Consider the following 26,880-nt stretch of genomic DNA (forward strand, 5'->3'; position numbering starts at 1 on the left):
TCAGCGCGCGGCGCGACCCGGTGCGAGGCGGGTCTTGAGCCCCTCGATCACCGTGGTGACACATCGGCGGAAGGCCTCGTCGAGGTCATCCTCGGCTACGTCCGCGGCGAGCGCCCGCAGCGGGGAGTCGTGGGGCACCCGCAGGTCGTCCGCGACCGCGGTGAGATCTGCCTTGCCGAGGCGCCCTCGTCTCGCGGATATCGCGCCGCCGATGGCACAGGAACCAATGAGCTGCCCGGCGTCGGCTGCCTGGTTGATGGTGAACCCCGCATCCAGCAGAACCGCCAGCAACGCCTCGCTGAGGGGCGCGAACATCAACGACGCCCCGATCGAGAGCACGTCGAGCGTGTTCGCGTAGTCGATGAAGTGCCCCCGCAGGACGAACGCGGCCTCGACGACCCATTCCTCCCAGGAACAGGCGTCGCGCGGCGGGACGTCGAGCCGGCGCGACGCACGGCCGACGAGCTCCGACACCAGCTCGGCGCGGGACGAGAAGTAATGGTAGATCCCCGCGTGCGTGACGCCGAGCGACGACGCCAGCGCCGGTATCGAGAGATCTTCCGGAGCGAACTTCTCCGCGGTGGCAAGGATCTGTTCCCTGCTGATCGTCGGTTTGCGGCCGCCGCGGCGCCGACGAACAGACGGGGGGCCGTTCTCGATGTCTTGACTCGCCATAGCACCCAAGGGTACATAACCTTCATCTGTAAGTTACAGATGAAGGTTGAAGCGGGAGGGCTGGAAATGGCTCAGGACTACCCTTTGACGCGTCAGGTCGACGAGGTCGCCGGTGTGCCGGGCGCGCAGGTGGACGATCCCTACCAGTGGCTGGAGGAAGACTCGCCCGAGGTCGCGGCCTGGCAGGAGGAGCAGAACGCCGTCAGCCGAGCGCATCTCCACGCGTGGCCGCATTTCTCCGAGGTCCGCCGCGCGGCGCTCGAATACTCCGGACCCGACTTTCAGTCGATCGAGAACGGTGCGCCGATTTACGCGGGCGGTTTGTGGTTCAGCATGGGCACGTCCGACGGCGGGGCACACGCGGTTGTCGTCGTGGCGGAAGCACCCGGTGAACCGGTCCGGTGTGTCCTGGATCCGCGATCGGTCACCGGTGACGACACCGCGCTGCTGGCCGGATTCAGTCCCTCTCCGGACGGCAGACTGCTGGCGTTCTGGGTCTCGAGCCGCGGGAGCGAGCACGTCACGCTGCACGTCGTGGAGGTCGAGACCGGCCGCGAGCTCTCCCTGGGGCCGAGCCTGGTGTACGACGGGAGCGTCGCCTCGGCGGCCTGGCTGCCGGACAGCTCTGGGTTCTTCTGCAATCCGCTGACGGACGATCCCGGCCAGTTCGTGTTCCGGGTGGTGCTGCAGCGGATGGACGGCACCAGGCAGGTGGAGATTCCTTCGGTCGACGGGACATTCGTCAATCTCGCGGTCTCGGCCGACGGTTCGCGCGTGATCGTCAACGACCCGGTGGCCCGTAAACCACTCTTCGTCCGGGACATGGAGTCCGGTGCCTGGACGCCTCTGCTGCGGGGGATCGAGGGAGTCTTCAGCGGAGTCGTCGTCGGCGAGCACTTCTACGCGGTGACGAGTGTCGGCGCGCCGCGCGGCAGGCTCGTGAAAATCCCGCTGGCGTCCGCTGATGACACGAGCACCTGGGCGGAGCTGATCGCGCCGTCGGACGCGGTCCTCATCACCTGCCTGTACCGGGGCGACGCGCTCATCGTGCACGAGCTGGTCGACACCTACGCCCGAGTGCGGCTGCTCGCGCTCGACGGGACCGACCGCGGCGAGATCGGCCTGCCCGCGCCCGGATCGGCGGGATCGATTTTGCAGCTCGCGATGGGCGATCGGCGGCCCACGGGTTCGACCTACGTGTTCCCGTTCGAAACCTTCGATTCCTCACGCGCCTGGTACGCCTACGACGTAGCGGCCCGGGAGTTGCGGCAGCTGACCGTGCCGCAGCGGCGGATAGCCGGTACCACGACACGGATTGAGCGGTGCCTCGCCGCCGACGGCACGCCGCTGACCTACCATCTCGTCCACCGTTCGGATCTCGACACCTCGCTTCCGCATCCGGTCCTCGCGCACGGTTACGGCGACGGGCGGGCACCCTGGCTGCCGACGTTCGCCGGCATTTTCCAGCCCTTCATCGACGCGGGCGGCATCTACGTGCACCTGAATCTGCGTGGTGGCGGCGAGTACGGCGAGGACTTCTTCCGCGCCGGCACCATCCCGAACAAGGCCAACACCTTCCGCGACGCGCACGCGATCGCCGAAGACATGATCGCGAAGGGGATCAGCGAACCGCGGCGGATCGGCGTTGTCGGGGAAAGTTCCGGCGGTCTGCTCGCCGGGGCCGTGGCGACCCAGCGCCCTGACTTGTACGGCGTCTGCGTCCCGCGGGTGCCGATGGCCGATCTCCTTCGCCTGGCTGAGGAACCCTACGGCCTCGCGGCCGTGCGGACGCTGTGGGGCGACCCGACGACGGTCGACGGAGTGCGAGCCTTGCTGGAAATCTCGCCGTACCACCTCGTCCGGGAAGGCGTGGCCTATCCGGCCATGCTGGTGGAAGCGGGGGATGCCGACCATCGGTGCCCGCCGTGGCACGCGCGCAAGCTCGCCGCCCGGTTGCAGAACTCGACTTCGGCGGAGCAGCCGGTGCTGTTGCGAGTGTGGAGCGACACCGGCCACGCTTCGGGCATCGACCCCGCGGTGCGCGCCGAGCAGGTCGCGGAGTTCATCTCGTTCGCGATGATGACGTTCGATCTCGAGCCGGGCGGCGGTCGCCGATGACCCGCGACGATCGTGCGGCGTCCAGCGGAAAGGACGCGACCGTTGTCGATTCCCGGGCGGTCACCTCGGCGTTTACGTTTGCCCGCATGACGCGACACAGTGATCCGGCTCACCCTCTGGCTGACGAGTTGTGGGCGCACCTGCGGCGTACCCGGCCGCAGTTCGCGCTGCAGGCGGGCGAGCCGGTCATCCAGCTGCCGCGCGGCACCCATGAGGAGGCGAGCGAGGCCGCCGCGCTGGGCCGCCGGCTGCTGGCCGGGCTCGGCTCGCGGTCCGATGCGGACACCTCGACCGCCGCCGTGGTGCGCGAGGTGGCCGCCACCCTGGCCAGCGGCGACGAGGACTACTGGTGGAGCTTCCCGGTCGCGCCCTATCAGACCTACGAGTGGACGTTGTTCGGCCAGCAGGTGTTCCGTCCGTTCACCTTCGCCACCGGCGACGACGTGCGGCGCTACTTGTCCCTCGCTAGTGACTTCACCCGCGCCGTGAAAGCCGCCCGTGCCAAGCTCGCCGGTCAGGCCGAACGGGGCATCCAGCTGCCACGTCCGGCCCTGCCCGGCTTCCGGACCGCCGTCCGCGCGCATCGTGCCGCCGCCTCGGAGTTCCTGCGGCCAGCGGAGTCCCGGGTGGCCGGGCTCGATGCCGCCGCGCGCGGGGGCCTGGTGGACGGCGTGGACCGGCTCATCGCCGACGAGCTGCTGCCCGCTTTCGATGCCGTACTGGCCTATCTCGACGGACCGGGCGCGGACAGTGCGGTCGAGGGCATTGGACTCGGCCAGTACCGGGGCGGCGCCGAGGCGTACGGCAGGCTGGTGCGCCAGTACGCCACCTATCCCATCGAGCCCGCCGACGTGCACGAGCTCGGCCTGGCCGCGGTCGAGCAGCTGACCGGGCAACTGGCCGAGATCCGCCGTGAGGCCGGTTTCGAGGGCGACGAGACCGCCTACCGGGCCCGTCTCGCAGCCGACCCGCGTTTCCACGCCCGCGGCCCCGAGGACGTCGCGGCGACCTATCGCAGGCACATCGCCGCCATCGAACCCCTGCTCGGGCAATGGTTCCGGGTACAGCCGCGGGCGGAGTACGGCGTGCAGCGGCTCGACCCGGAACTGGAAGCGGGCATGACCTTCGGCTATTACGAGCCGCCCATCGCGACCAATCCGGTCGGCCGTTACCGCTTCAACGGTTCCGGCCTCGCCGATCGCGCGCAGATCTCGGCCGCCGCGCTGATCTTCCACGAACTCGTGCCAGGGCACCACTTCCACCTGGCGCGACAGGCCGAGGACGACACCCTGCACCCGTTGCAGGCGCAGGGCGCGGCGGATGCGTTCGGTGCCTACACCGAGGGCTGGGCCGAGTACGCGGCCTCGCTCGGCTTCGAAATGGGTCTCTTCGACGATCCGTGGGACCGCTATGGCGCCTGTCTGCACCAGCGGTTCGTGGCGCAGCGGCTGGTCGTGGACACGGGAATCAACCTGCTGGGCTGGTCCGAGGACAAGGCCCGCGCATACATGTCGTCGGTGACGATGGAGTCACCGGCACAGGTGGAGTCGGAGATCCTGCGCTACGGCACCGACCTGCCCGCCCAGTCGCTGTCCTACCGGCTGGGTTTCGAGAAGTTCTGGCAGCTGCGCCGCACGGCCGAACGGGAAATGCGCGACCGGTTCGACGTACGCGAGTTCCACGAAACCGTGCTCGGCCACGGCAGCCTTCCGCTCACGGCCGTCGAGCGCAACGTGCACACCTACCTGAGCCGCTGACTGCGACCGGAACCCGGCCTGATGTGCGAACCCCCATAACCCCGCCAAGTTCGTTCTCCTCCGAGGAGGCTTTCAATGTCGAAATCCCCGCTCACCATGGAAAAAGCACCGCGAACCGGGTCCTTCGCCGCGGGCGTCTTGGGCGCCGTCATCCTCGTCTACAGCCTGCTGGAGTCGATGCTCGCTCCGGCGCTGCCGATGATCCAGCAGGGCGTTGGCGCGTCCACCGCCGGGGTCAGTTGGGTCTTCACCGGGCTGTTGCTCTCCGGCGCGGTGTGCACGCCGCTCATCGGACGGCTCGGCGACATCCGCGACAAAAAGGTGGTCTTCCTCGTCGTGCTGGGCGTGGTCGTGGCCGGAGTGTTCCTCAGCGCCGTCGCCACGTCGATCGTGGTGCTCGCGGTCGGCCAGGTGCTCCAGGGCGCCGGGCTCGGCTTGGTTCCGGTGGGGATCGGCATTCTCCGGGATACGCAGTCCGACGGGACAGCGCGGACCGGCACCGGGCTGGTCATGGGAATGTCCGCACTGGGCTCGGCCGCCGGCGTGCTGGTCTCCGGCCCGATCCTGACGGTGCTGCCCTACACCTGGCTCTACTGGCTCCCGCTGATCGCACTGGTGCTCCTCGGCCTCGTGGCGGTGCCCGCCCTGCCGGCCACCCGGCCCAGCGGCGACGGCAAGGTCGACTGGACAGGCGCGGCCCTGCTCAGCGCCGGGTTGTTCGCGGTGCTCATCGGCGTCACCCAGGCTCCTTCATGGGGCTGGTCGTCGGCGAAGTTTCTCGTGCTCATCGCGGCCGGGGTCGTGCTGCTGGCCGCGTTCACCGCGGTCGAGCTGCGGATCGACCGGCCGTTGGTCGATCTTCGCACCGGCGGGAAACCGGTCGCCATCGTCTGCCTGGTCGCGTTCGCGGTCGGCTGGGCGACGTACGCGGTCTACCTCGCACTCCCGACCATCGTGGCAGCGCCTCCGGCCGTCGGATACGGGCTCGGCGAGACAGCGACCACGGCCGGGCTGCTGCTCCTTCCCCTGGGAGTGGTCGGCGGTCTCTCCGCGGCCCTGACCGGGCGGCTGGAACAACTGCTGGGCAGCAAGACCTTGATGGTCCTGTCCTGCGTCCCGGTCGTGGCCTCGTCCGCGATCCTGTTCCTGGCCCGCCACGACGCCGTTGTACTCGCCCTCGCAGCGGGGCTGGCGGGACTGGGCGTCGGCATCGGGCTGACCCAGGCGATCAACATCGTGTCGTCGTCCGTGCCCGCGGAGCGGCTGGCCAGCGCCATCGGTTTCGTCCTGATCGTGCGCACTATCGCGGGGACACTGGGCGCGCAGGTGTCCGGCAGCGTTCTGGCGAGCGACGTCGTCCCGGGCACGCCCTTGCCGACATGGTCCGCCTTCAGCTCAGCCTTCGTCATCGCGACTGTGGTTGGTTTGCTCGCGGTCGCTGCCGGTCTGGCTCTTCCCAGGCGTATCGCCGCCGCTGTATGAGCAGAAACGCTTGTCTGTCCGGCAAGAGACGACCGGATCGTCCGCCACGAGCACCGGGGCGGACGATCCGGCCGCAGTGAGCGGGAACCGTTTTGCTTGGCGGCTTCGCCTGAGGCACTGGCCGCTGTGGACGGACGGTGTGCCGGATCGCGGGCCGATGGTCGTCGCCCGTCACGCCTGACGCCCCTCGCTCTACGGGTGCGGTGATGGCGTAGGTGGAGCAGGCGTGGCGGGTGCGTTATCGCGAGCGGGCGGCAGTGTCGGATTTCGGGTCGCTGCGGGGCTGCGACCGGGTATGCCGGGAAGAAGCAGACCGATTGACTGGTTCGGAAGGCGTCCGAGCGACGGGACCGGGCAAGGCCGATTTCACTGATCGTGTCCCACATAGATGGTCTTGGACCAGGTGTAGAAGTCGGTTGCCGTCGGCCCCTGTTCCCGGAAGGTGTTGGAGGACGAGCACTTCACCCCGCCGAAGGGCACGTTGAGGTCGAGCCCGGTGGTCGGCCGGTTGATCTTCACGACACCGGCTTCGGCGTGTGCGGCGAAGTGGTGGGCGAGCGTGAGGTCGCGTGTGCACAGGCCTGCGGTAAGGCCGTAGGGGGAGTCGTTCACCAAGGCAAGGCCCTCGTCGTAGTCGTCGACCTGGATCACCGCCACAACCGGGCCGAAGACCTCGTTGCGCGCGACGTCGTGGTCGTGTGCGACGTCGGTCAGCACAGTGGCCGACAGGAAAAGCCCGTCTGCCTTTCCGCCCGTCGCGACGGACGCGCCCTGTTCGCATGCCCGCTCGATGGCGGAGAGATCGGTGTCCAGCTGTGCCGCGCTCACTACCGGTCCGATGGTGGTGCCTTCGGCCAGACCGTCGCCGGGGGAGAAGCGCTCGGCTTCCTTCACGAGTGCCTCGGTGAAGGCCGCTCGCACGCCCGGCGTGCAGTAGACGCGCGAGGTCGCTGTGCATGCCTGGCCGGTGAGCCCGAACGCGCCCGCGGCGACCGTCCGGGCCGCGACTGCCGGATCGGCATCGTCGAGTACCAGGTACGCGTTCTTTCCGCCCATTTCGAGCTGGACGCGCGCTCGCCGGGCGGACAGCGTCTGGTGCAGCCGCAGTCCGACCTCGGTCGACCCGGTGAAGGACAGCGCGCGTACCCGCTGGTCGGCGGCGAGCGCGGCACCGACCACGGACCCCTTGCCGTGCACGATGTTCAGCACTCCGGCCGGTAGGCCGGACTCCACCAGCGCGGCCGCGAGGTGGGTGGCGGACACGGGAGTCAGCTCGGCTGGCTTGAGCACGACCGAGTTGCCGCTGACCAGTGCCGGGGCGAGCTTCCACGCGGGGATGGCGATCGGGAAGTTCCAGGGCGTGATCAGCCCGACCACGCCGAGTGGTTCGGGCCGGGTGAACACGCTGGTGTCGGGTGTGCTGCTGGGGAACACGTCGCCGGTCCGCTGCCAGCCGTGCGCACCGAAGTATCGCAGGACGTCGATGGCCCGGCGCACCTCGCCGCGGGCCTCGGCCAGGGTCTTTCCCTCCTCTCGCACCAGATCGGCGGCGACCGTCTCGTGCCGCGAGCGCAGCAGCTCGGCTGCGTCGAGGAGGATCGCGCCGCGAGCCGGAGCCGGAGTGGCCGCCCAGGCGCGCCGCGCGTCCTCCGCCGCGGAGATCGCGGCGTCCACAGTGGACTCGTCGCCGGCGGGCGCGCGGACGGCGACTTCGCCGGGGCGCGCCGGGTTGTGCCGGTCCCGAACCGGGTCGCCGGTCCACTCGCCGCCGATGAGGTGTTGCACCGTGGTGGTCATGAGGCTCCTTTTCCGGACGTCACAGAGTCGGCACCAGGCCGCCGTCGCAGCGGATCGCGGTGCCGGTGAGGTAGGAAGCGGGCGCGCCGCACAGGAACGCGGCGGCCGCGCCGAACTCCGCCGGGTCGCCGTAGCGGCCCGCCGGGATGGTCGCGAGCGCGGCTTGACGGACGCTCTCGGCGCTCCGGCCGCTGCGTTCGCCGTTGGCCTGGTCGAGCGCCGCGACACGATCGGTCGCGATCCGGCCGGGCAGCAGCAGGTTGACGGTCACGCCGTCGGCGGCGACTTCGCCCGCGAGGGTCTTCAGGTACCCGGCCAGCGCGGCCCGGCCCAAATTGGACAGGGCGAGATTCGGGATCGGCGCTTCGACGCCGCTCGACCCGATCGCGAGGATCCGGCCCCAGCCGCGCTCGCGCATGCCCGGCAGCAGCGCCGACACGAGGCGCACGTGCGGGCGGACCAGTGATGCCACGGCGAGGTCCGCGTCGGCGACGGTGGTGTCCGCCGCGGTGCCCGGCTTCGGGCCCGGCCCGTTGAGCACCAGGACGTCGACCGAGCCGAATTCGGCGAGGGCCGCGTCGACGAGCTGCTGCGGCCCGTCCTCGGCGGTCAGGTCGACCTCGACCCCGATCGCGCCGGGCAGCTCCGCCGCGATGGCGCGGGCCCGTTCCCCGCGCCGCCCGCTGACCGCGACCCGAGCGCCCTCCGCCGCGAGGGCGCGAGCTACCGCCTCGCCCAGTCCGCCGGTCGAAGCGCAGACCACCGCGGTACGGCCGGTCAGTCCCAGATCCATTACGCAACCTCCGTCATCGTCGAGACCGCGGTGACGTGCCGGTGCAGCTGCTCGCGCAGTGCCTCCGGCAGCGCCGCCGCGGGCGGGCGCACGCCCGCGTCCATGATGAGGCCGCGTCGGCGCAGGCACTCTTTGCGGATCGCCAGTGCCACGGTTGCTTGCTGCTCGAAGTTCACCAGCGGCAGGTACGGCAGGAACGCTTCCCTGGCCGCGGAATACCCGCCGGTCCGCCACGCTTCGACGCACGCGAGCAGGCCCTCGGGAAACGAGAACCCGGTCATCGCGCCTGCCGCGCCCGCGGCGAGCTCATCCAGCAGCCCGAGCCCGCCCAGCCCGCCGAACACCGGGAGGTCGAGACTTTCGGTGAGCGTCGCGATCGCGGTGGTCGTCGGCGGGGCTTCGGCTTTCACCGCGACCACGCCAGGCGTCGCGGACAGCGCCGCGGCGAGCGCGGCCGGCCCGACCCGGACTCCGGAGACGAGCGGATAGTCCTGCACGACGAGCCCGGCCCCGGTCGCTTCGTGCACCGCGGCGAGGTGTCGCGACAGCACCTGCGGATCGCCGGAATTGACCTGCACCATCGCCCCTGCCAGCCGCGGCCCGGCGAGTTCCGCGGCGAGCGCGACGTCCTCGATGACCGGCGCGGTCGAGAGCCCGGTCGCGCCGACGACCACGGGGAGATCGACGCTGTCGAGCACGGTCTCCAGAACCGCGCGCCGTTCGGCCGTGTCGAGCCGCGCCGCTTCGCCGAACACGCCGAGCACGGTGAGGCCGGCGACCCCCAACGCGGCGTAGTGCTCGACGAGCCGCGCCAAGCTCGGTTCGTCGACGTCCAAAGCCGAACCGGTGAACGGGGTCGCGACGACGCCCCACACGCCGGGTGCCAGCATCGCCGTCACCGCCCCGGCCACACGGGCGGACGCTTCTCCTGGAACGCCCGCACACCCTCGACGCTGTCCTCGCTGTCGAGCGCGGACATCAGCGCGGGAAGCCGCGCCGCCCAGGCTTCCCGGGCGCTCAGCTGCGTGGTCCGCTGGACGATCTGCTTGATCGCGCGCAGCGACGTCGGCGCGCACGCCAGTACGTCCGCGACCCACCGGTCCACGACCGAGTCGAGTTCGCCGGCTGCGGCGACTTCGTTGACCAGGCCCATGCCGTGCAGTTCGGCCGCGCCGGCCCGGCGGCCGGTCAGCAGCAGCCCCATCGCCTGAGTGTGCGGGAGCCGGCGCACGAGCTGCGCGACCCCGCCGCCGAGCGGAAGCCGGCCGACGCGGGGCTCGGTCAGTCCGAACTGCGCGTGCTCGGCCGCGATCACGATGTCGCAGCCCAGCACCATTTCCATGCCGCCGCCGAGTGCGTAGCCGTTGACCCGGGCGATCACCGGCACGTCGAGCGTCGTGCGCAGGCACAGGCCGCCGAACCCGGTTTCCGGTTCGTCCGCCCAGAACCGCAGCCCGGTCTTCTCGATCGCGTTCGCCGACATGTCCGCGCCGACGCAGAACGCGCGCTCTCCCGCTCCGGTCAGCACGACCACGCGCACCTCTGGGTCCTTTTCGATCGCGTCCCAGATGTCGCACAACCGCCGCTGCGTTTCCGGTGCGACGGCGTTGAGCACCTGGGGCCGGTCGATCGTCACCCGGGCGACGTGCTTGTCGACCTCGAACCGCACCTCGTCGGTCACCGGAGCACCCCCGCGGCCTTGAGCGCGGCGATGCGCTCGGCATCGTAACCGTGCTCTGCCAGCACTTCCTCGTTGTGCTCGCCCAGCCGCGGCGGCACCCGGCGGACTTGCGCGGGCGTCTCGGACAGCCGGATCGGCGCGGCCAGCGCCCGCACCCGGCCCGCGGTCGGATGCTCCATTTCCAGCACCATCCGGTTCACCGCGGTCTGTTCGTCCTCGAGTGCCTCGGCGAGGCTGCGCACCGGGGCGCACAGGATGTCCTGTTCCTCCAGCCGTTTCACCCAGTATTCGGTGGTCTTCCCGGCGAACCGCTCGCGGAAGATCGTCTGCAGCTCCGGTTTGTGCTCGAACTGCAGCTCCAGCGTCGAGTACTCCGGTCGCGCGGACAGGTCCTCGGGGAGTTCGAGTGCGGTGCTGATGTCGCGCAACGGATTCTCCTTGAACGCGCCGACCATGCACACCGCTCCGTCGGCGGTCGGGAACACACCCGACAGCGGCATCGCGGCCCAGTTCACCTCGCGTCCGCGGTTGAGCTGCATGCAGGCTTCCTGCATCTGCATGTGGAGCATCGAGTCGTACATCGTCACCTCGACCTTCTGCCCCTCGCCGGTGCGCGCCCGGTTCACCAGCGCGAGCAGCACGCCCTGCATCAGGTGCATCCCGGTGGTGTAGTCGCACAACGTGGTCGGGTACACCGACAACGGCACGTCCTCGGACGCGCGCCGCCACATGACACCGGAGTACGCCTGCGCGATCACGTCCTGCCCGCCTTTGTGCCGGTACGGGCCCTCTTCGCCGAACCCGGTGCCGGACGCCCAGATCAGCCGCGGGTTGCGGCGGCGGCATTCGTCGTAACCGAACCCGATCCGCTCCATCACTCCGGAGCGGAAGTTGCTCACCACCACGTCCGCCTCGGCGATCAGGTCGCCGACGATCCGCTTGCCCTCCTCGGTGCGGGTGTCGATCGAGACGCTGCGCTTGTTCCGGTTGATGGACAGGAAGATCGGGTTGTCCGGCCCGTCCGGGTCCGGAATGGACGACCGCGACAGGTCGCCCGCACCGGGACGCTCGATCTTGACGACGTCGGCGCCGTAGTCGCCGAGCAGCTGCGTGCAGCTCGGCCCCAGGTAAACCTGGGTGAAATCGACGACGGTGATCCCGTCGAGCGGCAGCGGGGCGTTCATGCGACCTCCAATTCCACAGTGGCGTTCGGGGCGGGCACATCGCCCGGATCCGCGTCCTGGGCGCGCATCCCGGCCTGGATCAGTGCGGGATCGATCTCGCGCACGGTCTGCCCGCGGTCCGCGGCGATCCCGGCGGCGATGCCCGCGGCCTGGCCCATCGCCATGCACGGCGGGATCTCCCGCGAGATCCGCTGTGCTTCCGGTGTGGCCGAGTAGTGCCGTCCGGCGACGAGCAGCTGGTCGACGTCGCGGGGGAGCAAGGCCCGGTAGGGGGTGTAGTAGTCGCGGCCGCGGGCGACTGAATCGGCGAAGTGCCGCCGCTGCGTGATGTCGTCCTTAGTCACCACGTATTCGCCGCGCAGCAGCCGTGTCTGCCGCACACCGATCTGTTCGGCGACGTCGAGGAGGTAGCAGTGCCCGAACCCGGGCAGCTCGGCGCGGACGTAGTCGATCGCCGCGGAAATCCGTTCCCGGGCGTCGAATTCGGCCTCGGTGAGCGATTCCGGGTCGGCCCCGTCGTACCCGGTCAGGTGCGGGCAGTTGCACCACACGACGCCGGGCACCGGGGTCTTGAGCCACCACAGTTCCCAAGCACCGCCGAGCATTCGCTTCACCTTGCGGTTGATCGCCCGTGCCGCGCGGGGGTTCTCCTGCTCGAACTGCTGCGCCGCTTCGGTGTCCACTCCGCCGAGGCGGAAGACGAGTGTGACCAGATAGCTGTCGTGGGCGTAGGCGGCACCGGCCCGGGACGCGACGTCGATGTCGCCGGTCGTGTCGATCACGATGTCGCCGAGCACCGCCTGCGGGCCGGACTTCGTTTCGCACACGACGCCGCGCATCCGGCCGTCCTCGACCACCGGACGGGAGAACCAGCTGTGCAGCCGCAGATGCACGCCGGACTCGCGGACCAGGTCGTTCGACACGCGCTTCCAGCCGTCCGGATCGAACGCGACGGCATAGCAGATCGGCTTCGGGCTGGCGTGCGAGTGGAAGTCGAACGCGCCCCAGCGTCCCCATCGCCGCCACATCGCCGGCGACGAGATCCGGTCCGGCTCGGGCGGGTACACCGCGAGCCCGATCCGCTGCAACCGGTCGACGTACTCGGCGACGATGCCGCGGACCGACACCTCGCTGCCATTGCACATGTCGTCCAGCACCAGCACCATGCCGCCGGACGCGAGCCCGCCGAGAGCCGCGTAGCGCTCCAGCAGGGTCACCGAGGCTCCGGTGCGGGCCGCCGACACCGCGGCGCTGACGCCGGCCGGTCCGCCGCCGACCACCACCACGTCGCTGCGCCGCACTACGGGTGCGTCGAGATTCGATAGGGACATTGCGAGGTTCATCAGCACTCCTCACTCGCCTGCGTAGATGCCGGTGCGGCGCCGGGCCGCGAGATAAAGGGCCACACTGATCAAGCACAGCGCGGCGGTATAGGCGGGGAACATCCAGGGCGAGCCGTACTTGCCCAGCCACACCAGCAGGTACGACGCTGTCCCGCCGAAGAGCGCGACCCCGATGCCGTACCCGAGTCCGACGCCGGTCGCGCGGCACGGCGCGGGCAGCAGCGACGTGCTGACGACGTTGTAGAGCGTCATGTTCAGCACCAGTACGAGACCGCCGCCGAGCAGCACGGCGCTGAACCCGCCCAGTCCAGGCCCGGCGTACAGCAGCATCAGGAACACCGCGGGGACGGCGAGCAGCCGGGTCACGACGAACGTGCGGGACAGTTTCTTGCGGTCGGCCAACGCTCCGGTGAGGAGCGAGCCGATTACCAGGACCACGCCGAGCAGAGTGGTGATCGCGAATACGGACGTCGCGTTTTCCTTGTAGGTGCTACGGGCGAGCGTCGGCAGGCCGACGTTCCACGCGTAGTTGTACGCCTGCACCGCGCCGACGACGAAGATCATCGCGAGCAGCGCCAGCCAGTGCTTGCCGATCCCGCGCCATACCTCGCGGTTGCTGTTCGCGGGACGGTGCTCGGCGGCGGACGTGTGCAGGCTTTCCGGCAGTTGGCGTCGCATGTAGACGATCACGATGCCCAGCACCGCACCGAAAGCCATCGGCACCCGCCAGCCCCACGACTGCATCGCGGCGCCGCCGATTGCGGCGCTGGTGATGAAACTGATCAGAGAGGCGCCGAGGATGCCGAGGTTCACGAAGAGACTCATGATCCCGGCGGCGCGTCCTTCCCGGCCTTTCGCGGTGAGTTCGACGGCGTAGGCGGTCGCGAGCGGGCCTTCGACGCCGGTGGAGACTCCCTGTACGACACGGCAGATCAGGAGGATTACTCCGGACCACACGCCGAGGCTGGCGTAGCCGGGGACGACGGCGATGACGAGCGTCGCGAGTGCCATCGCGGCGACCGAGCCGAGCATCACCCTGCGGCGGCCGAACCGGTCGGCGACGAGGCCGAGCACGACGCCGCCGAGCGGACGGAACACGAAGCCGACGGCGAACACCGCGAGCGCGCTGAGCGTCGCCGCTACCGGATCGTGGTTGGGGAAGAACTGTGGTCCGACGAATGCCGACAGCAGACCGAAGATCTGCCAGTCGTACCACTCAAGGGTCCCGCCGAGCCCGAGCGCCACGAGCGGGCGGCGGGCGGCGAGGGAACGGGTTTGCCGGTGGGGTTCGGTGGAGGTGGAGGCCATGGTTTCCGCCTTAAGGGAAAGCGGTCTGCACAGAGGATCTGCCAGAAGGCAGGGCAAGGGAAGCCGTCGGACAGAATCGCCGGACGACCGCGCTGCGGGCAGGACGGCCCGTCGCGTGCTCAGTGTGCGGTGGTCACCAGGTAGGCGGGGTGATCACCCAGACGGCGACGCAAGTTTCGTCGCCGGAGTTCACGTACCAGTGCGGGATGGTGGAGGCGTACCGGATCGAATCGCCGGCTTCCAGGTGGTGCCGGACGCCGTCGAGGTACACGTCTTTGGCGCCGGAGAGGATGAGGCCGAATTCCTCGCCGTTGTGCCGGTAAGGGGTTTCGCTGCTGTCGTAGCCGGGCGGGGTTTCCACCCAGGTGGCCTCGAGCGCGCCGTTGAGGTCCGGCGTGAGCAGTTCGTAGACGCCGCCGTCGTTTTCGGCGATGCCGTGCCCGTCGATCCGGCGGCGCTCCTGGCGGCGCACGACCGGGGCGCGGTGCCCGTCCTCCTCGATCAGCTGGGCGATGGAGATGCCCAGCCCGTGTGCGATCTGCACCAGCGTGGAGAAGGACGGATTCGCCTTGCCGCGTTCGACCTGGCTCACGATTCCGGTCGAAACACCTGATAGCTCGCCGAGGCGCTCGACCGTGAGCCCGCGATCCTTGCGCAGGGCGCGGATCTTCCCGCCGATGACGTGCAGCATCGAAGCGCCCGGTACTCCGTTCGCTTCGTCCGCCGCCGTCATGACTGCCCGTCTCCCTTCACAGGATCGCTGGTGGATTTCAGCATAGTGACGGTCTTCAGGAAGTCAATGGCTATCTTCAGGATCCTGAAATTCCGCGCCGGGTCTGCTTGGCTGTCGAGCGGTCCGGGTTGGCGGCGGAGGAGCCGCGTCGAATTCCGCGAGAGTCCGCCTGGTGCCTCCGCAGGCGGACCACTTCCCGGACGCCCAGGTCTCTGTCGCCCGGTATGAGCACCCCGGTGAGATTCCTGTTTGTCAGGACGAGCATCAATTGCCGAGAAGTTCAAGGTTTCCGGTGATGGCCGCCGCCGTGTCTCGGACCGCACTCTCCACTTCGGACAGTCGCGAGCGGGGAGCCCGGCCGCCAGTGCGGCGACGCTGATCGCCGCGCAGACCTTGCCCGAGCTGTCGCGGATCGGGGCGGCGACGCCGAGGATGTGCTCGTCCAGTTCGCCGCGCGAGATCGCCACTCCGCGTTTGCGGATGCCGGCGAGCCGGGCGCGCAGGTCGTCCGGGTCGGTGACGGTGCGAGCGGAGAACCGCTCCAGCGGGGCTTGTCCGAGGACCGAGGCGACTGTGCGGGAATCCGCCCACGCCAGCAGCACCTCGGCGGACGCGCCGGCGTTGATGGGCAGGACATGGCCGCGCTCGTAGGACAGCCTGACCGCCTGGGGCGTTTCGACCAGGTCCAGGCGCACCACCGACCGCCCGGACCTGCGGGTGAGCAGTACCCTCTCGCCCACCGCGGCCGCCAGGTCCCGCATGACGGGCAGCGAAACCTCTGACAGGCCGAGACCGATCCTCGCCGAGCGGGCCAGCTGGAAGATCCGCGGGCCGAGCCGCAGTCCGCTGGCGTTCTCTTCGAGGAACCCGATGCGGACCAGGCTCTGGACGTAGCGGTAGCCGGTGGAGCGTGCGACGCTGAGTTCCGCCGCGATTTCCGTACCGCTCCACACCGGCTTGTCGGGCGATGCAGCAACAGGCTGTCGAGCGCGCGGTCGGCGGTCGAATTGCGCTCGCGATAGGTGCTGGTGCTGCGGCTGCGCGGAGACATGCACCACTCCTGATCGCCTCGTCTCCGGTCGCCCAGAAGATCATCCACATGAGGGCCGGTGCCGGGTGACCTCGACATTCACCGACGAAACCCCCCGCCGTCCCCGTCGAAGAGGGCACCTACTCGATTCCGCCTTCGCGTTTGATCTTTGCCGTGACTCCGCCTTTTTCAGTGAGCGCGCTCCACTTCGGCCTCCAGTCGCAGGTCTGCACCGGCGGCAGCCGCCGCTTCGTCAATGCGATCGAGGTCCGAGACCAGCACGAGGCCTGGCGGTTGATCCGTGACTCACTCCGGGTAGTTCCCGGCCTCGAGGTCGTCGAGCAGGCTGGGGTGGGAGGGCTGCCAGCCGAATTTCTTGCGGGTGAGTTCGCTGGATGCGGGCTGGTCGAGGGCGTAGACGGCACCGGCGGGGCCGAAGTGCTCGGCGGGCACGGAGCGGGTGGGCAGGCCGAGTTGGCCGCCGATGGCTTCGGCGAGGTCGCGCATGGGGTCGCCTTCGTCGGCGACTGCGTGCACGACCGTGCCCGGTTCGGCTTGTTCGAGGACCAGGCGGAACAGCCGGACGGCGTCGAGGTGGTGCACGGCGGGCCAGCGCTGTCCGCCGTCGCCCACGTAGGCCGAGACGCCCGTGCTGCGGGCGGCCGCGATGAGCGCGGAGGCGAATCCGTAGCGGTGGCCGCGGGAGTGGACCGACCGGGGCAGCCGCACGACCGCGGACCGGACGTCCTTGTTCGCCAGGTCGAGGGTGTACTGCGCGGTCTGTGCGCGCCTGCCCAAGGGTGAATCGGCCAGGGGGCCGGCGGCGACGGAGGGGTCGTTTTCGGTGGACAGCCGGCCGGGCACGATCGGGGTGCCGGAGGCGATGAGCAGCGCCTTGCCGGTTCTTTCGAGGGCGGTGCCGAATGTCTCGACCGCCTGGGCTTCGTCGGCGACCGATTTGACGAGGTCGGGGGAGTGGTTGAAGGCGACGTGGATGACCGCGTCGGCCTCGGCGGCGCCGACGCGCAGGGCTTCCGCGTCGGTGAGATCGCCGCGGAGCACGCTGGCGCCCGCGTCGGCGATCTTCTTAGCTGCGGCGTCGGAGCGGGCCAGGCCCAGCACTTCGTGTCCGGCGGCGGTGAGTTCGGGGACGAGCAGGGAGCCGATTCCGCCGCTGGCTCCGGTGACGAAGACCTTCATGTCGAACCTCCGTGATGGCAGTGACTGCCATCAGCGTAGCACCGCGATGGCAGTCACTGCTATCGCTTAGACTCCCGGTCATGGGTCGATGGGAGCCGAACTCGCGGGGCAGGCTGGCCAAGGCCGCGGTCGAGTTGTTTGCCGCGCAAGGCTTCGAGCAGACCACGGGTGCGCAGATCGCGGCGCGAGCCGGCATGCACGAGCGGTCGTTCTTCCGGCTGTTTCCCGACAAACGCGAGGTGTTCTTCTACGCGGTGGAGACGGCGCAGCGGGAGGCGATCGAGGCCATCGCCGACGCGCCTGAGGGCGTTGCCCCGATCGACGCGGTCGCGGCGGCGCTGGAACAGCGCTGCGAGATCATCCAGCAGCACCCTGAAGCGGCGTTGACCCGGCACAACCTCGTGTCGGCCAACGCGGAGCTGGCCGAGCGGGACTTGAGCAAGCACGCTGAGCTGGCCGACGGAATGGCTGAGGCGCTGGGCGAACGTGGCACGCCGGAGCCGGTCGCGAAGCTGATCGCGCATACCGCGGTTGTCGTGTTCCGCGTGTCCTTCGACCGCTGGATCGCGGACCCGAAGCGGCAGAACCTGTCGGCGATGTTCCGTGACGGCCTCAGCGAGCTGGCGTCGGTCCTAGGCTCCCGCGGCCGCTCAGCGTAAGGTCCGCGGCTTCTCTGCCGGGACAGGTACTAGGTCGGCGGGACCGGTGCGGCGGACATTTGTCGTCAGGTGCGTGCGGCGAACGGGTTCTCCGCAGGCCGCGGCTCAATCACACGTTCCGGTGGGTCAGTGCGGGTGTTCAGTCTCCGACGATGGTGACTTGTTTTATGTGGGCGGCGATTCCCAAGCCTGGATTTCTTAGCTTTCAACCGGCACAGCCACAATTCTTCAGGGTCATGGCCCGGCGTTCCTTGCCGCGATGTGGACAAGATCGCGGCCGACTTTTCCGTGGATGCGATCTTCATCAGCCCCACGGGGATCAAGCGAGATAAGGCCGGGGTACGACAGGGCTTCGTCGCAGATCCCGCTACCGAACGCCACGTCCCGGTGAATTGCAAGAAGGTCTTGCCGACCAGTGTTCGCCCGCGGGTTCAAGAAAAAGCAAAGAACGCGTGGTACATCGAGTTCGGTTCGCAAGTGGGAGAATAGTCCTATGGAACGCGAAGTGCTGATGGCCTTGCTGCGGTCAGGAAGCGGGGAAGCCTGGAGCCTTGCCGCCGATGCGCTCGCTCACGGGGCAGTGTGGGAAGGGTACGGCAGCAATGTCACCGCCAGCTTGAGTTCGATATTTCGCCGACGACGCAAGGTGGCGGAGAGGGCGGGACAGTATTCGGTGGGATTTGATGCTGCAGTGCATGCACTCAACGCATGGGGTGGGCACCGGTTGAAACTCGGGCAGATTGAGGACAAGTCGCGAAGCGGCATGGTTTTCCAGTTGTTTTTGAACACTGAATCGGATGCGGTAGTCGCCTGCTTCGGAATTGAACCTCCCGCTTATCGAGGGAAGTTTTCTCGGCCAGGAAAAGGGACGTAAGCATGATCGCGGGAAGCGGAAACAACACGCGCGCCGGCTCGACGGACGACCCGCGGAAGCAGCACACTCGGAGTTCTGAGCTTGTCATGAGCCCCGACCGTAGTTCCTGGCCAGCCGGGCGAAGGACTTCTGGGGCAAGTTGCTGAATGTGGTGATTAAGCGTGTTCGCCGTCGATGACGTCGTCGCAGCGGCCTGGAATGCCCGGACTGGCACCGTCGGCCTGCGCGGCACCTCGCCGCCACTGCGGGCGGCAAGGATCTGCTCTGCTGACAGGACCCCGCCCCGAGCAGCCGCTGCCTCGGCGACGCGGGTGGCACCGTTTGCGGTCGTGGCTCCGATAGCTGCCGCGCGGCCGCCTACGGCAGACTCGGAGCGGAAGACTCGTCAATCCTCGGGGTTCCAGCTGAGCAGGCGCACGCGGCTGACCGTCTCGAGGTGCTTCTTCATCGCCGCGGCGGCCGTCGCCGCGTCCTGGGCGCGGACGGCCTCGGCGATTGCGCGGTGCTGAGTCAGGGATCGGGGCGGCCGGTCGGGTTGCTGAAGGGATTCGTGGCGGCTTTCCGCGACGCCCGCGCGGATTTCTTTCATGAACTCCGCGAGGAGTGCGCTGTGTGCGGCGGCCGTTATGGCGGCGTGGAACCGGCGGTCGCCGTCTTCTCCTAGTTCGCCTGCTTCGATCTCGGCGCGCATGGCGTCGAGAGCGGCGTCTATTTCGGCGAGGTCCTCGTCCGTGCGGCGCAAGGCGGCGAGTTCGGCGAGTTTCGTCTCGATCGCTTCGCGCGCGTCGAGGACGTCCGGGAGACGGCGGCGCCGGTCGACGAGCGTGGCCACCGGCTCCGGGTCCAGCGTGTCCGTGCGCAGGTAGACGCCGCCGCCGTGCCGGCTCTCGACCAGGCCCTGGACCTCGAGCACAACGATCGCTTGCTTGATCGAAGCGCGGCTGACCTGCAGCCGCTCGGCCAGGTCACGTTCGGACGGCAGCCGGTCGCCGGCCTTCAGGCCCGCGCCCGCCACGTGCTCGCGCAGCTGGGCCATCACCTGCTCGTACAGCCTCGGCCGGGTTACCGGACGGAGCGAATCGGACACACGACCCCCTTGACAGACGATCGCCAGGCTAGCAGAGTTCCGGTTCACTGACCGAGTGGCTAAGTGGCTGAGCCAATGGAGGCCTGCATGTCGCGATCTGCCCCTGAGCGCCTGCACCGCAGGCGCGCCGTCATCGCCAGCACCATCGGCACGACCATTGAGTGGTACGACTTCTTCCTCTACGGCACGATCGCCGCACTGGTCTTCCCGAAGCTGTTCTTCCCGGGCAGTTCGGCGGGCGCGGGCGTGCTGGAGTCGTTCAGCACGCTGTTCGTCGGGTTCGCCGCCCGCCCGGTCGGCGCGGCGATTTTCGGCCACTTCGGCGACCGGATCGGCCGCAAGGCCACTCTGGTGACGACGTTGCTCATGATGGGTTTCGCCACCGTCCTCATCGGAGTGCTGCCCGGATACGCGGCCATTGGCGCAGCCGCCCCGATCCTGCTGACCGTGCTGCGGGTCGTCCAGGGCATCGGCGTCGGCGGCGAATGGGGCGGCTCGGTGCTGATGTCGATGGAGTGGGGGAGCAGGAAGCGCCGCGGGCTGATGGCGAGCCTGCCCCAGCTGGGCGTCCCGCTCGGCCTGCTGCTGTCGACCGCGATGGTCAAGCTCTGCACGTCGATCAGCGGCTCCGGGTTCGAGGCGTGGGGCTGGCGCGTGCCGTTCCTGTTCAGTGTAGTGCTGATCGGCATCGGGCTGTGGGTTCGGCTGAAGGTGGTGGAGAGCCCGGAATTCGCTGCCGTGAAGGTGAATCGCACAGTCGAACGCCGTCCCGTGTGGACGGCCATCCGCAAGCACCCGCGGGAGATCCTGACCTCCGCGTTCGTCCGGCTGTCGGAGCAGGCGCCGTTCTACCTGTTCATCACCTTCGTGCTCACCTATGGCACCAAGGAACTCGCGATGCCGCGCGGGGAACTGCTCAACGACACTCTGATCGCGGCGGCGATCGGCCTGCTCAGCGTGCCGCTGTTCGGGCACCTGTCCGACCGTTTCGGCCGCCGGCTCGTCTACGGGATCGGCATCGTCTGCACCGGCCTGTACGCCTTCCCCTACTTCGCTTTGCTGGACACGCGGTCGTCCGGCCTGGCGCTGCTGGCGATCGTCGTTTCGTTGCTGGTGCACGACGTCCAGTACGGTCCGCAGGCGGCGCTCATCGCCGAGAGCTTCGGCGCCAAGGTCCGCTACAGCGGCGCCGGGCTCGGCTACCAGCTCGCGTCGGTGATCGCCGGCGGCCCGGCACCTCTGATCGCGGCGGCCCTGCTGCAGGCCACCGGCTCCAGCGTCGGCATCAGCTGGTACATCGTCGGTTGCGCCGTGCTTTCCCTGGCTGCGCTCCTTCTGATGCCCCGGCGAGCCCGGGAAGCCGCTCCGGTGTCCGCTGTCGCGGCTCCCGAATCCTCGAAAGCCTGAAGGCCGCCTCCGCCGCCGAGTTCGCAGCTCGGCGGCGTGAGGCTCTTTCTTGATCGCAAGTGGCTCATCCACTCATCCAGTTAGGAGACCGTTGTGACAGCCTGGACGGAGCACCCCGGGGCCCTCGGCGGCCTGCGCGTGCTCGACCTCTCCCGCATCCTGTCCGGCCCGTTCTGCACGATGACGCTGGCCGACCTCGGTGCCGACGTGATCAAAGTGGAAGACGCCCGCGGCGGCGACGACACCCGCGCGTGGGGTCCGCCGTTCCAGGGCGACACCGCCGCGTACTTCCTCAGCGTCAACCGCAACAAGCGCGGCATCGCCGTCGACCTCAAGGACCCCGACTGCCGGCAGCTGCTGTGGGAGCTCGCCGCGACCGCTGACGTCGTGGTCGAGAACTTCCGGCCCGGCACCGCCGCCCGCCTCGGCTTCGGTTACGACGACGTCGCCGGGATCAACCCGCGCGTCGTCTACGCCTCGATCTCCGGCTACGGCCAGACCGGCCCGATGTCCGGCGAAGCCGGGTACGACGCGATCGCCCAGGCCCTGTCCGGGGTGATGAGCGTGACCGGCGAAGCCGACGGACCCCCGGCCCGCTTCGGCGTGTCAGGCGCCGACCTGGCCGCCGGGATGTGGGCCACCGTGGGAATCCTGGCCGCCCTGCACGAGCGCGAGCGCACCGGCCGCGGGCAGTGGGTGGACGTTTCCCTGCTGGACGGCCAGATCTCGTGGCTGACCTACGTCGCCTCGGGATACTTCGCGACCGGCGTGACCCCGGGCCGGTACGGGTCGGCGCACCCGACGATCGTGCCCTACCAGGCGTTCCCCACCGCCGACGGCCATCTCATGGTCGCCGCGGGCAACGACGGCCTCTGGCGGTTGTTCGCCTCGGCGGTGGGATTGGGCGACCTCGTCGACGACCCGCGGTTCGCCACCAATCCCGACCGCGTCCGCCACCGCGAGGAGCTGATTCGGCTGATCGAGGAAGCGCTCGAGGCACGGTCGGCACAGGAATGGGCGAAAATCCTGGCAGAGGCAGGGGTTCCGGTCGGCCCGATCAACACCGTCGGAGAAGCGCTGGAACACCCGCAGGTCGTCGCGCGCGGCATGGTCACCGAAGTCGAGCACCCGAGCGCCGGGACCGTTCGCGCGGTCGGCTCGCCGGTCAAGCTCTCGGCCAGCCCGCCCCAGGTGCGCACCCCGCCGCCCGGCCACGGCCAGCACACCGACGACGTCCTCTCCGCGCTCGGCGCCGACCCCGAGCTGCTCGCCGCCCTCCGGTCCCGGGGAGCGCTGCGATGACCGCCGACCTTGCGAACGGCGTTGAGTCCACTGTGGATTCCGGGATCGCGGTGCTGGTCATCGGTTCCGGACAGCGGCGAAACGCGCTGCCCGGCCGGGGCTGGACCGCCATCGAAGAGGCGGTCACCGCGCTCGGCGCCGACCCGGATACGCGGGTGATCGTGGTACACGGGCGGGGCGGCACGTTCTGCTCCGGTTCCGACCTGACCGAATGGGCAGGCGCTACCGCTGAGTTCGTCGAAGACTCCTTCGCCCGCATGGAATCGGCGTTCCGGGCGGTGGAGCGATGCCCGGTCCCGGTCGTCGCGGCGATCACCGGAGCCGCTGCCGGGGCGGGCTGTCAGCTCGCGCTCGCCTGCGACCTTCGGCTGGCCGCGGACACGGCCCGCATCGGCATGCCGATCGCCCGGCACGGCATCCTCGCCAGCCCTGCTTTCGCCGCGCGGCTGAGCACCCTCGCCGGACCCGGCCTTGCCCGCGAACTGCTTTACACCGGCAGGCTCCTGGACGGCCGAGCCGCCGCCGCGGCCGGCCTGGTGAACCGATCCTGCCCGGACGCCTCCCTCGACGCCGAGGTCGACCGGCTCGCCTCGGCGATCGCGGGACAACCGCGTCCGGCGGTCCTGGCAGCCAAACGCGCGGTGTCGGCCACACTGGCCCCCGTTCGCGCGGCCACTGGGCATTCACCGGGCCCGGCGGTGTCCATGCCGGAATTCCACGCCGCGATGGCCGCGTTCGGTGCCCGGGGTCGTCCCGACGAACGGTTTCGATGACGCGCTCGCACCACCGGCATCGCGATCACGATCTTCATAAGCGACGATCCGAGCAGACGCCACCGACAAAACCTTGCCGTCGCGAAGCGCGACTTAACCCGATCGAGGAGTCGTAGACCGTTCCCCGGGCTTCCTTACGGCTTCGTTGGCTCGTTCTCTGTCGGCGTTGGCTCAGCACCTCCGGGCCACTGCGCGGTAGACCAGTCGTCAGACCACCTCGTGGCCACTGGACTTCAGGAGCCGCATGGGTTGCTCGCCAGGTCCCGGCGGGGCTCACCGGCGACCACGGCGAAGGCGCGGGTGTGGCGCTGCGGAGCATGCCTCCAATGTTGACGGTGACCGCCACGGGCTGTCGTGACCCGTTGGCGGTCACCGATCCGCAGTCGAGGTCGAATTCGGGCCGTTCGGCGAATTTCGACTCCGGACTGAGTTCGAGGAATCCGTTGACGGGAGCGGTCTTGTTGCGCCGAAGGTGCGGTAGAAGCGGGAGATCGCCGCGGCGGCGGGGCGCCAGCCGTCGGGGTCGTCGGGCGAGTGGGCGTAGGTGTGGCGCAGGACCATGATCTGGGGCTGGGGGACTTCGGGGTGGTTGGCGACGGCGGTATCGAACTTCTGCTTGAGGTCGGCGACTTCCTCGTCGCCCTTCATCAGCGGCGTGACCATGACGTTGCAGTCTTGTTCGACGGCGAAGTCGACCCCTTCCGGCATGATCGACGAAGCCCACCGCAGTGCGGCGGATACCCGTTTGCTGAAGCGCCGCTTCTACGCGAGCTTTGCCGACCGTGACGCGACGCTGCTCGCGATGTTCGACGAATTCAGCATGCTCCTGATCGATGCCTTCCAATCCGGTGCCCACGGGGGGCATGGTCACCGCGCTGCTCATCGTCGCGGTCCCGCCGCGGTCGAGCCGAGTACCGGGTTCGGCGTGCGGCCGCGGGACGGCCTGGAGTGACTAGGGGAGCAAGGCTCGCACCCTCGCCGGGTCCGGTCCCTCCGGTCCGATGAGGACGACGGCGTCGTCGAATCCCGCCTCGGCGTAACGCTGTAGAACTTCGGCGGACGGCCCGAGATCGTCCGTCGCGGACATCGGGATTGCGCACACGATCGCCCGGCGGCCGCCGGCGGCCCGGTATCGCTGGTGGGCGGCGATGATCTGATCGGGGTCGCGGCGGTAGGCAGAGGCCAGCCATCCGTCGAATTCGCGCGCTGCCCGCTCGACGTTGGCGCCCCAAGAGCCGAGCAGCAGCGGCGGACAGCCGGCCTGTCCGGGCGGGGCGAGGTCGGCCTGATCGTCTCGTCCGAGCTCGAGCAGATGGCGCAGTCGCGGCAGGTTCTCGGAGAAGACCCGGAAGCGCGCCCGGTAGTCCCGGTCGAAGGCGGCGTAGTCGAGGTCGGTCGATCCAGGGCTGACCCCGAGTGCCAAGCGGTCGCCGCATACTGCCCTGAGCGACAGGATCCGGTGTGCGAGGTCGGCGGGATGGTGCAGCGGTACCTGCAGGGTGGCGGTGCCGACCTCGATGTTGTCGACCGCGGTCGCTGCGGTGGCCAGCGCGACGAACGGGTCCGGCGCCAGGAAGCCGCGTCCGATCACCTGCGCGGCCCACAAGCTCTCGAAGCCCTCTCCGGCAAGCCGTTTCGCCCATTCGCCGATGGCGATCGGCGGCCCGGGGCCGAGGCGGGCGAGGGTGGCGCCGAGCCGCATCCGCGCTCCTTTCTCGGGCCGGGTCAGCGGAATCGCTCCGCGGCGAACCGGGCGTACCAGCGCAGCGTGTCCGGGTCGTCGATCGAGGACAGGTTCGCGGCCTTCTCCAATTCCTTGCCCGCCAACAAGTTCTTGACCGGCACTTCGAGCCGCTTGCCACTCAATGTGTGTGGCACGGCGGGCGCCGCGACAATCTCGTCTGGTACGTGCCGCGGCGTCAGCCGAGTTCGCAGGGTGTCGACGATCCGCCGTTCGAGCGCTTCGTCGAGCCGGTGTTCCGGTGCGGGGACGACGAACAAGCCAAGCCAGTATCCGTTGTCCGGCAAGTCGATCCCGACAACCAGGGAGTCGGCGATCTCCGGGATTCCCTCCAGCACGTCGTAGAAATCCCCGCTGCCGAGCCGCACGCCGTCCCGGTTGAGCGTCGCGTCCGACCGGCCGTGGACCGAGACGCTCCCGTCGGCGTGGACGGTCACCCAGTCGCCGTGCCGCCACACGCCGGGCCAGGTGTCGAAATAGGACTCGGCGTACCGGACGCCGTCCGGATCGTTCCACAGCCGCACCGGCATCGACGGCATCGGCTGGGTGATCACGAGGTCGCCGACCTCGTCGACGACCGGTCGACCGGTGTCGTCCCAGGCCGCACAGTCGACGCCGGCGAGGCGGCCGCCGATCCGGCCTGCCCGCACCGGGGCGTATTCGTTGCCGCCGACGAATGAGCCGGAGATGTCGGTGCCGCCGCTGGTCGAGTCGATCCGCAGATCCGGGCTGACGTGGTCGGCCACCCAGCGGTAGCCGTCCGCGGGCAGCGCCGAGCCGCTGACCATCAGGTGCCGCAGCCGGCTCAGGTCGTGCTCCGCTCGGGGAGAGACGCCGGTCGCCGCAGTCGCCGTGACCACCGCGGCGCCCAGCAGCATGACGTTCGCGCCGGTGCGGGCGGCGACCTCCCAGATCGCGCCCGGCGGACGGGTGGGGCTTCCCTCGTAAAGCGTGATCGCCGCGCCCTGGCTCAGCGCGCCGAGCTGCATGTTCCACAACGCCCAGCCGGTCGAGGTGCAGGCGAACATCCGCTCCCCGGCGCGCAGCCCGCAGTACAGCCCCGACCACTTGAGCCCTTCGAGCGTGATTCCGCCGTGGCCGTGCACCAGGCCCTTGGGCGATCCGGTGGTGCCGGAGGTGAACAGGACCCACAGCGGATCGGAGAATTCGACCGGTTCGAACGCCAGCGGTTCGGGCCGCGAGAGCAGCTCGTCCCACGGCGTCGCACCGTCGGGATGCGGCTGGTCGAAGACATAGGGAACGTGCACGAAGCGACGCAGGCCCGGAAGGCTCTCGCGCAGGCGGGCGACGACGTCGCGGCGGTCGATCTCCTTGCCGTTCCAGTGGTATCCGTCGGCTGCGATGAGCACTGCCGGCTCCAGCTGCGCGAGGCGGCCGATGGTGCCGTCGGCGCCGAAATCCGGGGAGCAGCACGCCCACACGCCTCCGACCGCGGCGGTCGCGAGACAGGCGATCACCGCGTGTTCGGTGTTGGGCAGGTAGGCGGCGACCCGGTCGCCCGGCCGGACGCCCGCCCGGCGCAGCCAGCCGGCCGCGGCCGCCACCGCTTGGCGCAGCTCGCCGAAGGAGAACTCGCGTTCGGTCAGGTCGCCTTCTCGGACACAGATCAGCGCGGTGTCTTCGTCGGCGCCTCGGCGGAGCGCGTGGTGTGCCCAGTTCAGCCGTGCCCCGGGAAACCAGCGGGTGTCCGGCATGGGGCCAGCGGTCCGCACTCGCGTCCAGGGCGCGGTGAACTCGACGGCGTAGTAGTCGACGACGGAGGCCCAGAACCGGTCCAGGTCGGCGACTGACCAGGCCCAGAGCGCGTCGTGGTCGGGGAACGGCTGCCCTTCGCGCTCCTCCAGCCAGTTCAGATACGCGCGGAGCGGAGATTTCGCGATGCGGTCCGCCGTGGGGCGCCAGAGCACGTCCATGC

At 69.5% G+C, this 26,880-nt stretch carries 25 protein-coding genes; 10 read left to right on the forward strand and 15 right to left on the reverse strand.

The annotated features are described in order from the left end of the window. Nucleotides 1-675, reverse strand: coding sequence for a TetR/AcrR family transcriptional regulator (locus ATK30_RS02210; RefSeq protein ID WP_143271340.1), 675 nt, complete (start codon nucleotides 673-675; stop codon nucleotides 1-3). A gap of 66 nt (nucleotides 676-741) precedes the next feature. Here ATK30_RS02210 and ATK30_RS02215 point away from each other — a divergent pair, with 66 nt between their 5' ends. From ATK30_RS02215 to ATK30_RS02225, 3 genes are all read left to right on the forward strand, one after another. Continuing rightward, a complete protein-coding gene (locus ATK30_RS02215; RefSeq protein ID WP_158242437.1) occupies nucleotides 742-2,793 on the forward strand; it encodes a prolyl oligopeptidase family serine peptidase in 2,052 nt (683 codons plus the stop codon). A gap of 86 nt (nucleotides 2,794-2,879) precedes the next feature. Beyond that, nucleotides 2,880-4,550: a DUF885 domain-containing protein gene (locus ATK30_RS02220; protein WP_158242438.1), complete on the forward strand. Its 1,671-nt coding sequence runs from the start codon at nucleotides 2,880-2,882 to the stop codon at nucleotides 4,548-4,550. 75 nt (nucleotides 4,551-4,625) lie between these two features. Then, complete coding sequence (locus tag ATK30_RS02225; RefSeq protein WP_208637243.1) at nucleotides 4,626-6,032, forward strand: MFS transporter; 1,407 nt, start codon at nucleotides 4,626-4,628, stop codon at nucleotides 6,030-6,032. A gap of 366 nt (nucleotides 6,033-6,398) precedes the next feature. Here ATK30_RS02225 and ATK30_RS02230 read toward each other — a convergent pair whose 3' ends face one another. From ATK30_RS02230 to ATK30_RS02275, 10 genes are all read right to left on the reverse strand, one after another. After that, nucleotides 6,399-7,829: an aldehyde dehydrogenase family protein gene (locus ATK30_RS02230; protein WP_101434067.1), complete on the reverse strand. Its 1,431-nt coding sequence runs from the start codon at nucleotides 7,827-7,829 to the stop codon at nucleotides 6,399-6,401. 19 nt (nucleotides 7,830-7,848) lie between these two features. After that, a complete protein-coding gene (locus ATK30_RS02235) occupies nucleotides 7,849-8,622 on the reverse strand; it encodes an SDR family oxidoreductase (protein WP_101434068.1) in 774 nt (257 codons plus the stop codon). After that, complete coding sequence (locus ATK30_RS02240; protein WP_220817753.1) at nucleotides 8,622-9,512, reverse strand: dihydrodipicolinate synthase family protein; 891 nt, start codon at nucleotides 9,510-9,512, stop codon at nucleotides 8,622-8,624. Before ATK30_RS02240 ends, ATK30_RS02235 begins: the two co-directional genes overlap by 1 nt. A gap of 5 nt (nucleotides 9,513-9,517) precedes the next feature. Continuing rightward, on the reverse strand, nucleotides 9,518-10,303 hold the full coding sequence (locus tag ATK30_RS02245; protein ID WP_101434070.1) for an enoyl-CoA hydratase-related protein: 786 nt from the start codon (nucleotides 10,301-10,303) through the stop codon (nucleotides 9,518-9,520). Next, on the reverse strand, nucleotides 10,300-11,487 hold the full coding sequence (locus ATK30_RS02250) for a CaiB/BaiF CoA transferase family protein (protein WP_101434071.1): 1,188 nt from the start codon (nucleotides 11,485-11,487) through the stop codon (nucleotides 10,300-10,302). Before ATK30_RS02250 ends, ATK30_RS02245 begins: the two co-directional genes overlap by 4 nt. Beyond that, the gene (locus ATK30_RS02255; RefSeq protein ID WP_101434072.1) at nucleotides 11,484-12,830 is read right to left on the reverse strand and encodes an FAD-dependent oxidoreductase; all 1,347 of its coding nucleotides are present in this window, start codon (nucleotides 12,828-12,830) and stop codon (nucleotides 11,484-11,486) included. The genes ATK30_RS02250 and ATK30_RS02255 overlap by 4 nt, the downstream gene beginning before the upstream one ends. A gap of 9 nt (nucleotides 12,831-12,839) precedes the next feature. Next, on the reverse strand, nucleotides 12,840-14,138 hold the full coding sequence (locus tag ATK30_RS02260) for an MFS transporter (RefSeq protein WP_101434073.1): 1,299 nt from the start codon (nucleotides 14,136-14,138) through the stop codon (nucleotides 12,840-12,842). Nucleotides 14,139-14,271: 133 nt separating this feature from the next. After that, complete coding sequence (locus ATK30_RS02265) at nucleotides 14,272-14,871, reverse strand: helix-turn-helix domain-containing protein (protein WP_101434074.1); 600 nt, start codon at nucleotides 14,869-14,871, stop codon at nucleotides 14,272-14,274. Beyond that, nucleotides 14,868-15,926, reverse strand: coding sequence for an IclR family transcriptional regulator (locus ATK30_RS02270; protein WP_244194478.1), 1,059 nt, complete (start codon nucleotides 15,924-15,926; stop codon nucleotides 14,868-14,870). The genes ATK30_RS02265 and ATK30_RS02270 overlap by 4 nt, the downstream gene beginning before the upstream one ends. Before the next feature lie 281 nt (nucleotides 15,927-16,207). Then, nucleotides 16,208-17,101 carry an SDR family oxidoreductase gene (locus tag ATK30_RS02275; RefSeq protein ID WP_101434075.1) on the reverse strand — a complete coding sequence of 298 codons (894 nt, stop codon included), beginning with the start codon at nucleotides 17,099-17,101 and terminating at the stop codon, nucleotides 16,208-16,210. Nucleotides 17,102-17,181: 80 nt separating this feature from the next. Between ATK30_RS02275 and ATK30_RS02280 the strand changes: the two genes are divergently transcribed. The 3 genes from ATK30_RS02280 (at nucleotide 17,182) to ATK30_RS44605 (ending at nucleotide 18,634) form a co-directional block, all read left to right on the forward strand. Further along, a complete protein-coding gene (locus tag ATK30_RS02280) occupies nucleotides 17,182-17,760 on the forward strand; it encodes a TetR/AcrR family transcriptional regulator (protein ID WP_158242439.1) in 579 nt (192 codons plus the stop codon). 261 nt (nucleotides 17,761-18,021) lie between these two features. After that, nucleotides 18,022-18,249, forward strand: coding sequence for a hypothetical protein (locus ATK30_RS44600; protein ID WP_143271341.1), 228 nt, complete (start codon nucleotides 18,022-18,024; stop codon nucleotides 18,247-18,249). A 4-nt stretch (nucleotides 18,250-18,253) separates the two neighbouring features. Then, nucleotides 18,254-18,634, forward strand: a complete 381-nt coding sequence (locus tag ATK30_RS44605; protein ID WP_143271342.1) for a hypothetical protein — start codon at nucleotides 18,254-18,256, stop codon at nucleotides 18,632-18,634. 385 nt (nucleotides 18,635-19,019) lie between these two features. On the opposite strand, the gene ATK30_RS02285 is transcribed toward ATK30_RS44605, so the two are convergent. Further along, a complete protein-coding gene (locus ATK30_RS02285) occupies nucleotides 19,020-19,721 on the reverse strand; it encodes a FadR/GntR family transcriptional regulator (RefSeq protein WP_101434077.1) in 702 nt (233 codons plus the stop codon). An 87-nt stretch (nucleotides 19,722-19,808) separates the two neighbouring features. On the opposite strand from ATK30_RS02285, the gene ATK30_RS02290 reads away from it, so the two are divergent. From ATK30_RS02290 to ATK30_RS02300, 3 genes are all read left to right on the forward strand, one after another. Then, complete coding sequence (locus tag ATK30_RS02290) at nucleotides 19,809-21,128, forward strand: MFS transporter (RefSeq protein ID WP_101434078.1); 1,320 nt, start codon at nucleotides 19,809-19,811, stop codon at nucleotides 21,126-21,128. Nucleotides 21,129-21,221: 93 nt separating this feature from the next. After that, a complete protein-coding gene (locus ATK30_RS02295) occupies nucleotides 21,222-22,430 on the forward strand; it encodes a CaiB/BaiF CoA transferase family protein (RefSeq protein WP_101434079.1) in 1,209 nt (402 codons plus the stop codon). Then, complete coding sequence (locus ATK30_RS02300) at nucleotides 22,427-23,203, forward strand: enoyl-CoA hydratase/isomerase family protein (RefSeq protein WP_101434080.1); 777 nt, start codon at nucleotides 22,427-22,429, stop codon at nucleotides 23,201-23,203. Before ATK30_RS02295 ends, ATK30_RS02300 begins: the two co-directional genes overlap by 4 nt. Before the next feature lie 369 nt (nucleotides 23,204-23,572). Here the strand turns inward: ATK30_RS02300 and ATK30_RS02305 are convergent, their stop codons facing one another. Then, a complete protein-coding gene (locus tag ATK30_RS02305; RefSeq protein ID WP_208637244.1) occupies nucleotides 23,573-23,866 on the reverse strand; it encodes a hypothetical protein in 294 nt (97 codons plus the stop codon). Between ATK30_RS02305 and ATK30_RS02310 the strand changes: the two genes are divergently transcribed. Beyond that, a complete protein-coding gene (locus ATK30_RS02310) occupies nucleotides 23,859-24,155 on the forward strand; it encodes a hypothetical protein (RefSeq protein ID WP_167441801.1) in 297 nt (98 codons plus the stop codon). The genes ATK30_RS02305 and ATK30_RS02310 overlap by 8 nt on opposite strands. Here the strand turns inward: ATK30_RS02310 and ATK30_RS02315 are convergent, their stop codons facing one another. Both ATK30_RS02315 and ATK30_RS02320 read right to left on the reverse strand, forming a co-directional pair. Beyond that, entirely contained in the window at nucleotides 24,156-24,905 is a 750-nt protein-coding gene (locus ATK30_RS02315; RefSeq protein WP_101434082.1) for an LLM class flavin-dependent oxidoreductase, read from the reverse strand. It lies immediately after the preceding gene. Between the two features lie 23 nt (nucleotides 24,906-24,928). Next, the gene (locus ATK30_RS02320; RefSeq protein ID WP_101434083.1) at nucleotides 24,929-26,878 is read right to left on the reverse strand and encodes an acetoacetate--CoA ligase; all 1,950 of its coding nucleotides are present in this window, start codon (nucleotides 26,876-26,878) and stop codon (nucleotides 24,929-24,931) included. Nucleotides 26,879-26,880: the final 2 nt, after the last annotated feature.

The sequence above is a fragment of the Amycolatopsis echigonensis genome (assembly GCF_002846615.1).
GTDB lineage: Bacteria > Actinomycetota > Actinomycetes > Mycobacteriales > Pseudonocardiaceae > Amycolatopsis > Amycolatopsis echigonensis.